The organism is Saliterribacillus persicus (assembly GCF_003337485.1).
Taxonomy (GTDB): domain Bacteria; phylum Bacillota; class Bacilli; order Bacillales; family Amphibacillaceae; genus Saliterribacillus; species Saliterribacillus persicus.
In genome coordinates, this window is the sequence record NZ_QPJJ01000008.1 from 47780 (window position 1) to 60848 (window position 13069).

General features: G+C 34.4%; 14 protein-coding genes. 2 read left to right on the forward strand and 12 right to left on the reverse strand.

Annotated features, from left to right (window positions below):
- Nucleotides 1-10: 10 nt before the first annotated feature.
- From DFR57_RS10460 to DFR57_RS10480, 5 genes are all read right to left on the reverse strand, one after another.
- A complete protein-coding gene (locus DFR57_RS10460) occupies nt 11-1024 on the reverse strand; it encodes a MoeB/ThiF family adenylyltransferase (RefSeq protein ID WP_114353107.1) in 1014 nt (337 codons plus the stop codon).
- A gap of 23 nt (nt 1025-1047) precedes the next feature.
- On the reverse strand, nt 1048-2064 hold the full coding sequence (gene moaA / locus DFR57_RS10465) for a GTP 3',8-cyclase MoaA (RefSeq protein WP_114353108.1): 1017 nt from the start codon (nt 2062-2064) through the stop codon (nt 1048-1050).
- 53 nt (nt 2065-2117) lie between these two features.
- Entirely contained in the window at nt 2118-3617 is a 1500-nt protein-coding gene (locus tag DFR57_RS10470) for a nitrate/nitrite transporter (RefSeq protein ID WP_114353109.1), read from the reverse strand.
- A gap of 115 nt (nt 3618-3732) precedes the next feature.
- On the reverse strand, nt 3733-4359 hold the full coding sequence (locus DFR57_RS10475) for a helix-turn-helix transcriptional regulator (RefSeq protein WP_114353110.1): 627 nt from the start codon (nt 4357-4359) through the stop codon (nt 3733-3735).
- Between the two features lie 18 nt (nt 4360-4377).
- On the reverse strand, nt 4378-4824 hold the full coding sequence (locus DFR57_RS10480) for a DUF86 domain-containing protein (RefSeq protein ID WP_114353111.1): 447 nt from the start codon (nt 4822-4824) through the stop codon (nt 4378-4380).
- A gap of 169 nt (nt 4825-4993) precedes the next feature.
- Here DFR57_RS10480 and DFR57_RS10485 point away from each other — a divergent pair, with 169 nt between their 5' ends.
- Nucleotides 4994-5272, forward strand: coding sequence for an SAV0927 family protein (locus DFR57_RS10485; protein ID WP_114353112.1), 279 nt, complete (start codon nt 4994-4996; stop codon nt 5270-5272).
- A 70-nt stretch (nt 5273-5342) separates the two neighbouring features.
- Here DFR57_RS10485 and DFR57_RS10490 read toward each other — a convergent pair whose 3' ends face one another.
- Nucleotides 5343-5618 carry a YutD family protein gene (locus DFR57_RS10490; RefSeq protein WP_114353113.1) on the reverse strand — a complete coding sequence of 92 codons (276 nt, stop codon included), beginning with the start codon at nt 5616-5618 and terminating at the stop codon, nt 5343-5345.
- 192 nt (nt 5619-5810) lie between these two features.
- Between DFR57_RS10490 and DFR57_RS10495 the strand changes: the two genes are divergently transcribed.
- Nucleotides 5811-6755: a M23 family metallopeptidase gene (locus DFR57_RS10495; RefSeq protein ID WP_245937444.1), complete on the forward strand. Its 945-nt coding sequence runs from the start codon at nt 5811-5813 to the stop codon at nt 6753-6755.
- Nucleotides 6756-6843: 88 nt separating this feature from the next.
- Here the strand turns inward: DFR57_RS10495 and DFR57_RS10500 are convergent, their stop codons facing one another.
- The 6 genes from DFR57_RS10500 to DFR57_RS10525 all read right to left on the reverse strand — a co-directional run bounded on the left by DFR57_RS10500 (nt 6844) and on the right by DFR57_RS10525 (nt 12978).
- Nucleotides 6844-6942 carry a methionine/alanine import family NSS transporter small subunit gene (locus DFR57_RS10500; RefSeq protein WP_114353114.1) on the reverse strand — a complete coding sequence of 33 codons (99 nt, stop codon included), beginning with the start codon at nt 6940-6942 and terminating at the stop codon, nt 6844-6846.
- A gap of 27 nt (nt 6943-6969) precedes the next feature.
- Entirely contained in the window at nt 6970-8451 is a 1482-nt protein-coding gene (locus DFR57_RS10505) for a sodium-dependent transporter (protein WP_114353115.1), read from the reverse strand.
- Nucleotides 8452-8623: 172 nt separating this feature from the next.
- Nucleotides 8624-9415, reverse strand: coding sequence for a sporulation protein YunB (yunB, locus tag DFR57_RS10510; protein ID WP_114353116.1), 792 nt, complete (start codon nt 9413-9415; stop codon nt 8624-8626).
- A gap of 73 nt (nt 9416-9488) precedes the next feature.
- Nucleotides 9489-10586 carry an HD-GYP domain-containing protein gene (locus DFR57_RS10515; RefSeq protein ID WP_114353117.1) on the reverse strand — a complete coding sequence of 366 codons (1098 nt, stop codon included), beginning with the start codon at nt 10584-10586 and terminating at the stop codon, nt 9489-9491.
- A gap of 161 nt (nt 10587-10747) precedes the next feature.
- A complete protein-coding gene (locus DFR57_RS10520) occupies nt 10748-12136 on the reverse strand; it encodes a bifunctional metallophosphatase/5'-nucleotidase (RefSeq protein WP_114353118.1) in 1389 nt (462 codons plus the stop codon).
- A 14-nt stretch (nt 12137-12150) separates the two neighbouring features.
- Nucleotides 12151-12978 carry a sulfite exporter TauE/SafE family protein gene (locus tag DFR57_RS10525; RefSeq protein ID WP_114353119.1) on the reverse strand — a complete coding sequence of 276 codons (828 nt, stop codon included), beginning with the start codon at nt 12976-12978 and terminating at the stop codon, nt 12151-12153.
- Between the last annotated feature and the right edge of the window lie 91 nt (nt 12979-13069).

Here is a 13069-nt window from a genome sequence, read left to right on the forward strand (position 1 = left end):
GCCCCCTAAATTATCCGATCATTTTATAATACAAACTTTTAGCTTTATCTATAGAATTCGTCCCGTGAATAAAGGTGCGCCCATCTCGAAAAAATACGATCCGGTAAGGGTCCATATCCACAGAAACAAGAAATGGATTCGTTGTTACCTTTCCAAAAGAAGCAACATGCTTTGCTAGTTCCTCTAAAGAAATGTTAGCTGTTTGTCTTCTGATTTGCACTGTATTCCGCCCACATAAAATTTCAGATTTTGGATGATTCTTAAATTGCAAATGAGGATATACAGGTTGTTCACCACAGGAAGGACATTCCTCTGACTTAGCTTTTGTCACATTCATTGAATAATACGTATTTTGCCACAAATCAAAAGTAATAAAGGTCGAGCGCATTTTTTCTTTTGCTTCTACTAACCATTTTAATGCTTCGGAAACTTGATTGGCGACCACCATTTGAACAGCTGGGGAAATAATTCCAACTGAATCACAGGTTGCACCATACATAGGTGCTGTCTTAATTAAACAGTCCAAACATGGCGTTTGATCTGGAATAAAAGTGAAGCTCATTCCTGCACTTCCTACACAAGCTCCAAAAATCCACGGTATCTTATGTTTCTGAGCAAAATCATTAATTAGAAAACGAGTATCAAAGTTATCTGTCGCATCTATTATGAGGTCCACATTTTTTAAACTACTTGTGATATTATCTGCAGTCAGATCTAGAACAATAGCGTCAACATCTACTTCATGATTAATCTTTTCTAAATGATTTTTACAAGCCACAGCCTTAGGCAGCTGCTTTTCTACATCTTCTTCTGTGTAGAGCTGTTGCCTCTGTAAATTAGTTAATTCAACGTAATCTCGATCAATCAAGGTCAGTTTACCAATACCTGCGCGTGAAAGCATGTCTGCAGATTGGGAACCTAAGGCTCCACATCCCACGATACCTATGTGTTTTTGTCTTATTTTTTTCTGCCCATGATCCCCAATTTCTTTAAATAAAGCTTGTCGTTGATAGCGACTTTCCATAAGAATAATTCTCCTCTATTCTTTTAACCACCAATATAAGACATTTCTATTTTCTTTCGATTTTTCGCAGTTTCCTCTGTTCTTTCGTCAGAATATCGATCTGTTCTAGTATTCCAAATCGTTTTTATCGTGTCCTCTAATTCTATATCCGTCGCGCCATCTCTTACAATATCTTTTAAATTGATACCTTCCGTTGCAAATAAGCAAGTGAATATTTTTCCATCTGCAGCAATTCTTGCACGTGTACACGTTGAACAGAATGATTCCGAAACAGATGTGATGAATCCCACTTCCGTATCTGTACCCTTGTAACGGTACCTTTTCGCCACTTCTCCAATATAGCCTGGGTCCACAGCTTCTAATTCAAAATGCTCGCTTAGCTCCTGGAAGATTTCTTTTTTAGTAAGGACATGCTTAAAGTCCCAACCATTTGTTACACCAACATCCATAAATTCAATATAGCGAAGTGTGACACCCATCTCCTTAAAAAACTTAGCCATAGGAACAACTTGATTATCGTTCATTCCTTTTTTGACGACCATATTTATTTTAACTTGTAGACCTACCTCTTTTGCCTTTTTAATACTTTCTATCACTTGCTTTGTCCCAACATTACTATCATTAATGGATTTAAATACCTCATCATCAATGGCATCGAGACTGATGTTAACACGCTTGAGCCCAGCATCTTTCAGTTCTTGTGCTTTTTTCCCTAGCAATACTCCATTTGATGTGAGTCCGATATCCTCAAGTCCCTCAATACTAGCTAACTTATGAATTAAAATTGGTAGATCTTTTCGAAGTAAAGGTTCGCCACCAGTTAAACGTATTTTTTTAACACCTAATTTTACAAATGCTGTACTTATTCGTTCAATTTCTTCAAAAGATAATAAATGGTCTTTCGGCAAAAAGGAAAAGTCTTTTCCAAATATTTCTCTTGGCATACAATAGCGACAGCGAAAATTACAGCGATCGGTTACAGAAATTCTTAGATCATGTAATTCACGTCCAAACTTATCTGTGATTATTGTCTTATCCATCTGTACCCTCTCCTGTCCTTAGAATTACCAAGAAATAATAGCTTTTTATGCAGCTATTTTCTTTTATGCTTTGTTACGTCACTGAAAATTCCAGCATATTGTATAATTTCGCCTGCATCATTTTTTATCGCGTGAATGGTCAACCATTCTAAAAATTCCTGTTGATCTTTACGCTTATTCCAAATTTCACCCTGCCAGAAACCATTTTCTTTAATCTCAAACCACATGTCCTTGTAAAAATCTGCTTTCTGCCTGCCTGAGCTTAAAATATTAGGGTTTTTACCAATTGCTTCATCTTCTTGATATCCTGTTAATTCTTGAAAAGCAGGATTTACACGTATAATTTTTCCTGTTGGATCAGTCACAAGCATACCAAGCGGTGTACTTTTCATTACTTGATCAGCAATAATAAGTCGATCATGGTAGTACATCCATACTACCAAAATAAAACTAACTAGTGCAACTTGAGATAGCGCCATAAAACCTATCGCATAGTGACCTGTAATATCATATAATGTTGCTAAAATGAGTGGTGGGAAAAATCCTCCCAAGCCTCCCATTGCAGCTACTATACCATTAACAATACCTGCTTGTTTATTGAAGTACATCGGAACTAATTTAAAAATTACACCATTTCCTAATCCTGCCCCAGCTGCAATTGTCAAACAACCAACTGTATACAGCGCAATTGAAGGCGCAAAAGATAGTAAGGTTGCTGCAACCGTTAAACTTAAAAACACTCCCATTAAAAGAACTAAAGGCTGAAAACGGTCAGCTAAATAACCACCAACTGGTCTTAAAAAAGTAGCGACAGCAATAAATCCTGCTGTTCTCATTCCTGCATCAACTTTATCTAATTCAAAATTCGCCACTAAGAAATTTGGTAAATACACGGTAAAAGCAACAAAGGATCCAAATGTAATAAAATAAAATAAACAGAATAGCCATAGCTTTTCATTTTTATATACACCTTTTATTTGCTCTAAAATTGGGGTGTTCACTTTTGGCTCCTGTTTATCGCCCATAAAAACATTCGCTAGGATGAACACAGCTAAAAGAATTAAATATAATTGCACCGTTAATGACCAGCCAATTTGTGAAGCTATGACAGGAGCCATAAAAGCAGTAATGGCTGTACCTAGGTTACCAACACCATAAATACCATTCACAAGTCCATGTTTTTCTTTAGGATAATACTTTGGCAGGGAGGTAACACCTACAGAGAACACTGCTCCACCTATCCCGATAAAAAGCCCCCCGATAATTAAATCTACAAAGGAATCTGCAATACTAATAAAATACACAGGAGGCAATAAAATAATAAAACTAATAATAAATATCATCCTTGCCCCTAGTCGATTGGTATAATATCCAATCGGTATTCTAAGAAGTGAGCCAAGAACAACTGGTATAGCTGTAACCCATGCAGCCTGTTGCTGCGTTATACTTATATCTTCAATAATAAAGGAAAGTAACGAAGATAAGATCACCCAAACCATAAAACCAACTATAAGATTCATTGTTTGTAATGGTAATTGTGCTTTATGTCTCATGTATTTTTCTCCTCACTTTTTAATAATGATTTACCATTATTAAATCATGAAGAAAAATGATTCATTGTGATGTTAGTCACATCATTCTATACTTTTTATTTATCAATGTTTCTTCTTATTTTTTTGCTACAGCAAAGCTACAACAATTCTCTCCTTCTGCCATACATTGGTGGAGCGTTACTTCTTTTCCCCCAAGGATCTCCTTAAAGACTTTCATTTCCTCCTGGCATATAGAGGTATAATTGCAAGCTACTTCATAAATAGGACAATTGTATTGTTTAATAATATATTCACCATTATTTTCTTCTAATATCGCCATATATCCTTTTTGTTCTTGAATTTGAAGGAGACGATCAATCCTTTGATCAAGTGAATTCATCTGTGCTAGCTCGTCAGCATGCGTAGAAGCCATTTTATTAGTCCAGTTTTTAATCAATTGTTCTACAAAAGCCCTGCCCTCTAATTTTTCCAATTCCTCTAAAAGACCTAAGGACAACTGTTGATAGTGATTCGGAAAAAGATTATCTCCATTTTTTGTAAGTCGATACTCAAAATAAGGTCGACCGATTGATTGCTTGATTACAAATGATTTGATTAAACCTTCATTTTCAAGATTTTTCAAATGCCTTCTTAGTGCAATATCTGTCATAGAAAAATGGGTTAGCAATTCTGGGATTGTTAAATTTCTTTCTTTTTTTAGCAGTTCAAGGATTTTATCCTTTACCGTTATACTATTAGTCAAAAGGGGACCCTCCCATTATCAGTTTAGGTCTTCATTGGTGAACGTATTAGCAACTACAGATTCTTCCTTTAAATACAGGAGAATACGACTATGATATCTTTTATAAATATCTAAATGCTTGTCTATTTTTTCTTTAATCAAAGCATGGTCAAGCTCTGTATACTCTTTTATTAAAACATTCCTTAAAGAAATCAATTCCATATAAGCTTGTTTTTCATCTTCGGGTATAACTTTTTCATCTGCCATAATTTCTACAATATCTTGAAAGCTACCTGGATCTCTCATTACAAATCCATCGATCATCATATTGGAAATATCCAAAAAAGATTCAATCATCATATGACATATACGTTCTAAAGCTAATTTCTCAATTTTTGTTTCAAACTGTGCTTTTTCATAACTATCTAAAAGAGTCTTAAAATAATCAAGTGTACGGGCTAATTTCTTATGATCCACAAAATACATTTTTTCACACTCCAGTAATTGTATTTCTTATGATAATACCATATATAATTTCTTTTAGTTTTTGAAAATTTTACTTTACAGGCAAAAGTATCCTTTGCTAAGCTTAAATTTAGTAGTGATAAACCATTTAATTTTATTAGAAATAGAAGAATAAAGGAGAAATTAAATTATGAAAAACATCTCATATCTTAAAGATGAAATACAGGATGCAAAGGCTCAATTTATAAGCTTTAAAGGTGATAATAAGCGATTTGATTTGGTTATTTTCACTTCTCCTTTTTTTAGTGAGGACAAAATTGTCCTTGATCTAAATACGAATAAATACTCCAAGCTTAATCAAGAAACTATAGAAAAAACGAGCGATGTGGAGCATGCATTACATTATAATGAGATGGAAGCAGATGAATTTCGCCTCTTTGTGAAGCCATTATTAAAATCTGATTCATAATATAAAAAACCTCGATTTTAAAAAATGCTGCCTCAAAAGAGCACATCCATTAAAAATCGAGGGTATTCTATTACTTATCTAGACGTTTTAAAACAAAAAAGCGACATCCAAAATTACAATATTCATACATATAATCATCTAAAGTGCTTATTTTAGAGTCAAAGGTAGCTTTAGGATTTTGGTCGTCAAAAAAACCTTTTAATCTTAATTGATCATAACCCCAATCTCCCACAATGAAATCATATTTACTTAATATATCTGAATATCTTTCCTTAAATACTTCTTCATCAAAGCCATCACGGTAATTCTTAATAATCTCATACGTGTTCCCTTGCATTTCGATCATTCTTACTTCACGCTCCTTTATCTACCAATAGTTTATCATAATTTTGCTGGAGCGACTATCTAAAATCATTAACCCTCCCTTTTCTTGATTATAAATTGTTTATGCATAAACTTCGCTTTTATGGCAAATTACTAATTCAAGAGGAAAGCTATTTAATTTGAAGCGTGTTGTTAAGCAGAAAGGAGTGCAACATTGCGCAAAACTATTTTATTTTTCATTTGTTTTTTATTGCTTCCATCTATACATGTTCAAGCTGAAGATGAGATGGAAGAAACAACGAAAAAAATGAATTTATATTTAAAACAACAGGCTTTAACTCAGATTCCTTGGTACTATTATGCCGCTATAAATCAATATGAGAACAATATTCGTGATAATGATAATATTATTGCTATGGAATTTGAGGAAATGACCTGGTATGGACCGTTAAATAATGATAAAATTCCCCACCCATCTGTAATCGAAATGTTTGGCGGTATCGGTAAGGACGGGAATGGTGATGAAATGGCTAAAGATCAAAACCCAGAGGACATTCTTGCTACATTATCGGATTATCTACTTAAATATGGAAAAACAGAACAGGATATAAAAATTGCGTTGTGGAATTATTATCAACGAGAATTAACGGTTCAGACGATTATAAATATTGCTAAGGTCTATAAAGAAATGAATCAAATTGATAATTTCAAACAGGCTTTCCCTGTACCAAAAGGATATAATAACAGCTATAACAATACTTGGGGCGATAAGAGAGGATTTGGTGGTCGCCGTATCCATGAAGGTACGGATATTTTTGCAAACTATGGTACTCCAGTGCGCGCAACGAATACAGGGGTTGTAGAACTAAAAGGCTGGAATAAATTTGGTGGATGGCGAATAGGAATTAGAGATGTTTTTAATCGGTACCACTATTATGCACACTTAAATCAATTTACTGAAGGTATAAATGTAGGCGATATTGTTAAAGCTGGTGAAGTAATTGGCACAGTTGGATCAACAGGATATGGCCCACCTGGTACGTCAGGAAAATTCCCACCCCATTTACACTATGGAATCTATAAAGATGATGGTAAAAATGAATGGGCGTTTGATCCTTATCCATATCTAAAAATATGGCAACGAAATGCAGTGGATTAAATGTATCTGTAACAAGTAAAAGCGTCGGATAAAATGTAACAAATTTATCCGACGCTTTTTTTATAATAAGATTATTTTTTTAAAAATATTATTTTGAAGATCGAACAGCATGAATAATACTAGCTGTTAATCCACCCCAAATAATTACAATACCAATCACTGCCATTACTATTGCGCTTGCTGACATATATATCCTCCTTCATTCATTCAGGATTTATGATTCTTTATTTGTTGTTGGCCATTTCCATAATGTTAATAGTGCACCAACTGCCATCGCGCCTATTGCTACCATCCATCCATACGTAAATAAGAAATCGATTGGATAATCCTCATAGTTACTAGTTACTTCTCTTCTTAGATTTTCAAGCATCATGTAACCTAATACAATAGGTGTGATCACACCAAGACAAATTGTCCACCATGTACCTAATTTAATATCTGATACTTCATTGGCATGTCCTTTAAATTCCTTTAAGCTTTTAGCAAACCAAGCAATCGCAACTACTTCAAATAATCCAGCTAATGCAACACCATAATTATTGATAAAGTAATCTACCGTATCTAAAAGAAATAATCCACCTTCATTTGCATAGAACAAAGAAACGATTGCAGCTAATCCTCCACCAGTAAAAACAGCTGTTTTACGAGAAATGGAAAACTTTTCTTGTACTGCTGAAATATATGTTTCAGAGATAGAAATCATAGACGATATCCCTGCTAATACAAGTGAACCAAAGAATAAGAACCCAAATAGGCTTGATGCAGGCATTTGACTAATAATTTCCGGAAAAACCATAAAGGCTAAAGCTACGCCTTTATCAGCAACTTCAGAGACTGGCTGACTTGTCTGTACCGCCATAAAACCTAATACTGCAAATACACCAATTCCGGCTAAAAGTTCAAATGAAGAGTTAGCAAAACCTGTGATGAAAGCATTGTTCGTGATATCTGATTTTTTTGGTAAGTATGAAGCGTAAGTAATCATAATCGCAAATGCAATCGATAAACTGAAGAAAATTTGCCCGTATGCTGCTACCCATACAGATCCATCCCCAATTGCTGACCAATCCGGTTTGAAAAATGCATCTAAACCTTCAAATGCGCCCGGTAAGGTAACCGCACGAATTACAATAATGAAAAAGATAACAATCAAAGTCGGAATAAAAATCTTATTGGCTACTTCAATACCTTTCTTAATACCTTTTCCAAGGAAGATAAATACAATAACCCATACTGCTATAAGTGGTATCATAACACTTGGAATCATTGAACCGAATACACCTGGCTCTGACAGCTGTAAGTAATCTCCAACAAAGAATCCTGTTGGGTCATCCCCCCACTGAGTTCCAAAAGAAAAATAAGCATACATAATTGCCCAGGAAATGATTATTGGATAATAAGTAGAAATAATAAAAGAAATTGCAACTTGCCACCATCCAATCCATTCCATACCTTTACTTATTTTTGCATAACTTCTCGGTGCTGAGCTTCTATATTTGTGTCCAATCGTATACTCCATGATTAATAACGGAATACCTGCTGTTAATAATGCGAATAAATATGGTAGGAAAAACGCACCTCCACCATTTTCAAACGCTGTTGCTGGGAAACGCCAAATGTTTCCTAAGCCAATTGCTGAACCCATTGCAGCAAGTAAGAAACCTAATCTAGTTCCCCATTGTGAACGTCTTTCCATTTTCAGCACTCCTTTCTATTATTTAGTCTTCATTGTATCGGAATATTAAGAAAATTAAAATTCTTAACATTATTCTAATCTTTGAAATTATATCGAATTATCGAATATTCTGTCAAAGGAAACTTTTTCAAACTCCATATTAAATTATATATATGTGACAAATCTTTGTTTTTTAGGGATCAAGTGTTGGATCAATCGGTAAGGACAAGTCAGGTGCATCCTCTTTATTTTGGTTGAAATAATATGGTACTTCACCTGGATGATACACTTTCGTTACTGGTATATCTTGTTTAACATTAACTGGTTTAGATGCGAAAGGCATGACTACTCTAATTTCTACTTCAATATGAACATTCACATGAATAAAGGCACCATTAACACCTGTTTCAACTAATGAACTTGTTATTTCCGTAGCAACGTGCCCGATTACTTCCATATGTACAGGAACTTTAGGACCTAAGTTACCTAATAATGGTATTCCTAAGGTTTGGCCTAAAGGGATTTCAGTTAACAATCCGTGTTCACGAATATCTTCTAATGCTTCTTTTTCATTTTCATCCAATTCGAGATCCATCTCTACTGGTATACCAATTTCCGGCCGTGTTCCTTGTTCTAGCATCTTCAAGAAATTTTCGACCCTATACTGCACATTTCGTTGGACTCTATTTTCTACCACTGCATTAAATACATAATTCACTACCTTACCATTTTCATCAACACGAACTTCTAGAAGGTCTTCTGTTTCTAGATCTTCCGAGATTTTATCATTCACAGCTATTCCCATTGCTTGATTTGCGATTTGTTCAATTCGCACCTCTGCATAATTCATCAAAACAGGTTTTATACCTTTATTAACAATAAGTATGCTAACGATCATTGATAAAAAAAATAAGAATAGAGAAAGAAACATGATCGTTGTTGCAGGAGGCGAACCAGACACCTGTTTACGTTTTGGTAATTTCATAAAAAATCCCCCCTATCGCTTCATTATATGAAGACAAGTAGAGGGTTAGACTATCCATCTATGGTCCTTATGTTTATACATTTAATGCTGTTAATTGACTACAAGAGGTAATCATTATATCTAAAGTATTAGCTAAATTTATATCATACGGTTTAACTTTTTCCCCTTTTTCAGCAATAATTCTTACTACTGGCCTTTCAAGCAATAAAGGGTTTTGACTTACTACAATAGCAGTCCTTCCGTCACTTAACTCTACTGTTATTCCATTTGGATACAAGGCAACTGTTTTTCTAAAGGATTCCACGTAATCCTTGTTAAATAATGTCCCCGATCCTGCATAAAGGATTTCAAGGCCCTGATGCGGTAGCATGGCGTCACGGTAAACTCTATTACTCGTAACAGCATCAAACACGTCAGAGATGCCTAGGATTTGCCCATACGGATGAATTTCATCACCCTTAATGCCTCTTGGATAACCAGAACCATCTAACCGTTCATGGTGCTGGTAAGCACAATGTGCCACTAGTAAAGGAATCGTATTGGTTTTCCGCAAGAAATTAAATCCATCGACTGTATGCCCTTTGATGACTTCAAATTCTATATCAGTAAGCCTGCCTGGTTTGGTAAGGATTTCCTCTGGTGTAAATACTTTACCAATATCATGCAACATCGATCCTAAACCAATTTGTTCAATTTGTTTCTTAGGTAGCTTTAATTCAGTTGCTAGAGCAATAGCATAGATCGTAACATTCAAGGAATGCGTATAAACATAGTCATCACTTATTAAAATGTCCGACAAAAATGATAGTACATCTTCACGATTTTTAACCTCATTGAAAATGTTGTCAACCATTGAGGTGAAATTTTGAGTAGTTTTCTCAAGTATATAACTACTTTTCACAAGGTCATTTTTTCTAAGCACATTAAATGAATCACGAATAGAGTGAAGAGCTTCGATACGCATTTCTTCAGGAATTGGTGGGCTTACCAAAATATCCTCTGTATCCTTTTCTTTTATATATACATAGGTAACCCCTAATTCTATTAAGCGTTTAACCATATTTTTTGTTAATTTCACATCTCGCTGTATCAAAACTTTTCCGTGATCATTTAAAACAGCTTTTGCAAGTTCAGTTCCTTCAGTAATGGATCTGGTAGCAATTAGTCTCATATTGAACTCCTTACACTTATTGCGAATTTTCGACATCTTTCTCTAAAGTTTACCAAAAAGCTTTGAAATAATCCATTAAGTTTGTAAAAATGTCTTATAATTGTAGATATTTGATGCTTTTTCTACTTTTATTGCTTAAATTTTATCTATATTTCTATTCATTAAAATTTCACTAATGTGCTTGCTAAAATATCTCTCAAGAATTCAGGCATAAAATACTTTTTATTTTCAGACCTAGATATTTCTGGAAACATTCTCCCAAATGTAAACATATCTCCTGTAGCAAGTAAATATTTTTTTTGTGAATCAAGCGGTTTTCCATCTACATATATGTGATGAATAAAAATCTGGTCATTTTCTACTTCTTTTAAAGCTACATGGATACCACTAAAAATGATTTTACCAATAACTTTCCCCCTAAAACCAAACCCCTGTAATTTCATATGAGTGAGTTTAGGTTCCAATGAGGCTCTAATTATTTCTGTTATTTCTTGTCCCGTCAACTCTACAGTACAAGGATTTATAGGATGAGGACAAATCCTGTGAACATCTGCTAATGTAACATTTCCTTTTTGAAAACTTTCTAATAACACCCCAGCATTTAGCATACCAATATCTGCATTTGTCCATCTTCTTAAATCCTCAGTTAATGCTTCCATAATTGGTGTAACTGTATACCAGTCTGCTAATAACGGACTTTCGAGTGTTACGACTGTTTCACTCAATTTTTCCTTTGCAGAAGCTTTAAATCCTTCTAGTTTGTTTTCTGTAATTACATCTCTATCAGAAAATTCAATTGATGTTGCATATGCTTCTTTTTTAATTAATTTCTTTTCGTCGTGATCCCAAGTTAAAATGATCTCACCAACATAATTACCATGTTTCCCTGCGGCAGTTAATAGGGTGCCATCCACGTACTCACCATTTTTAAATAAATGGTGTGTGTGACCACCTACAATAACATCAATGTCTTTAAATCTACGCGCTATTTCCTCATCATCATTGATACCAAGATGTGATAAGAATACAATGATATCGCATTTCTCTTTAATTTCTAAAATCTCTTGTTCTAAAACTTCAAATGGAGACTCCACTTCCCAACCCAATAAGTTATAAAAAGCATTGAAAGGAGCAGTTAATCCAAGAAACCCAATTTTAACTCCATTTGAGCTTTCCATAATCGTTGACGTTTTTAACCAAGCGGGATTATCATCACCTATACTTTTGAGATTTCCGCAGATCACTTCGAAATTTGCTTCGTCATATAGATGATAAAGGTCCTGGTAATCCAATGTAATTCCTTCATTATTTCCGATAGTAACGAGGTCATAGTTAGCGTCATTTAACAGTTCTACGTTTGCTTTGCCTAGATGCGCTTCTGCTATTGGATGACATCTATCAACATGGTCACCAATATCAATTAACCAGCTTTCATTACCTTCTTTTATACGCTGTTGTTTTTGTTTTTGAAAATAATGCACCATTTTACTCCAATTATCAAATTGGCTATGTAAATCATTCGAATAATATAAGTATAGTTTTTCCTCCATAGTAATCTACTCCTTTAACCGAGTCCTTGCCAGATTAATCGTAAAGCTATTAAAAATAATATCGTCCGAAGCATAAATTCTACAGCTTTACTTGACATCATCTGATTTACTCTTGCTCCAAGAATCCCACCAAACCATGCCCCTGGAATAAATGCCCAAACATACTGCCATTCCACGTGTCCTAGAAAAATATGAGTGGATGAGCTACTTATACTTAAAAATAAGATCATAAACATGGAAGTAGCAGTGGCAATATGAGCAGGAAAACCAAACAATAAGATCATAACAGGAACCATCAAGGAACCCCCACCTATTCCGAAAAATCCTGATAAGCTTCCAACTGAAAAGGAAACCAGGATAGCTGCAATAACAGAATAAGAATAATGGAAGTCTTCCATCCCTATTTTCTTTTCACGATATAATGCAAATTTGCCTGTATAAGAAGATTTCCTAATATCTCCATCTTTCTTAATAAAAAACATAGAAAAGATTGCCAACATAAATAAACCTAAAAATAAAGAAAATAAATCCGTTGTTACAAATTGATTGGCCCACGCTCCAAAAATACCACCTGGAATACTGCCTGCTACAAATAAAAACCCGCTTTTTATATCTATTCTTCCTCTTTTACCATATGTATAAGTGGAGGACATTGCTGTAAATATCATAATGATCAATGAAATACCTACAATTGTATTTGGTGTAGCCCATTCGAAAGCATCTACGGTACTATGTAAAATTAATAAAATAGGAACTAAAATGACCCCACCACCGAAGCCTACGATACTCCCCATAAAAGCTGATAATAGTCCAATAAAAACACATAAAAAGATAACAGTCATTTTTTAACATCCTACATTTATTTTTGTTTTTCACTTTCTACGATGAAAGAAAAGAGCCCGATATCATCGGACCCTTCTATTATAAAGCTAT

Coding starts and splice junctions, on each gene's coding strand:
- DFR57_RS10460 (WP_114353107.1), bottom strand. CDS start 1,024: ATGGAAAGTCGCTATCAACGACAAGCTTTATTTAAAGAAATTGGGGAT.
- moaA (WP_114353108.1), bottom strand. CDS start 2,064: ATGGATAAGACAATAATCACAGATAAGTTTGGACGTGAATTACATGAT.
- DFR57_RS10470 (WP_114353109.1), bottom strand. CDS start 3,617: ATGAGACATAAAGCACAATTACCATTACAAACAATGAATCTTATAGTT.
- DFR57_RS10480 (WP_114353111.1), bottom strand. CDS start 4,824: ATGTATTTTGTGGATCATAAGAAATTAGCCCGTACACTTGATTATTTT.
- DFR57_RS10485 (WP_114353112.1), top strand. CDS start 4,994: ATGAAAAACATCTCATATCTTAAAGATGAAATACAGGATGCAAAGGCT.
- DFR57_RS10490 (WP_114353113.1), bottom strand. CDS start 5,618: ATGATCGAAATGCAAGGGAACACGTATGAGATTATTAAGAATTACCGT.
- DFR57_RS10500 (WP_114353114.1), bottom strand. CDS start 6,942: ATGTCAGCAAGCGCAATAGTAATGGCAGTGATTGGTATTGTAATTATT.
- DFR57_RS10505 (WP_114353115.1), bottom strand. CDS start 8,451: ATGGAAAGACGTTCACAATGGGGAACTAGATTAGGTTTCTTACTTGCT.
- yunB (WP_114353116.1), bottom strand. CDS start 9,415: ATGAAATTACCAAAACGTAAACAGGTGTCTGGTTCGCCTCCTGCAACA.
- DFR57_RS10515 (WP_114353117.1), bottom strand. CDS start 10,586: ATGAGACTAATTGCTACCAGATCCATTACTGAAGGAACTGAACTTGCA.
- DFR57_RS10520 (WP_114353118.1), bottom strand. CDS start 12,136: ATGGAGGAAAAACTATACTTATATTATTCGAATGATTTACATAGCCAA.
- DFR57_RS10525 (WP_114353119.1), bottom strand. CDS start 12,978: ATGACTGTTATCTTTTTATGTGTTTTTATTGGACTATTATCAGCTTTT.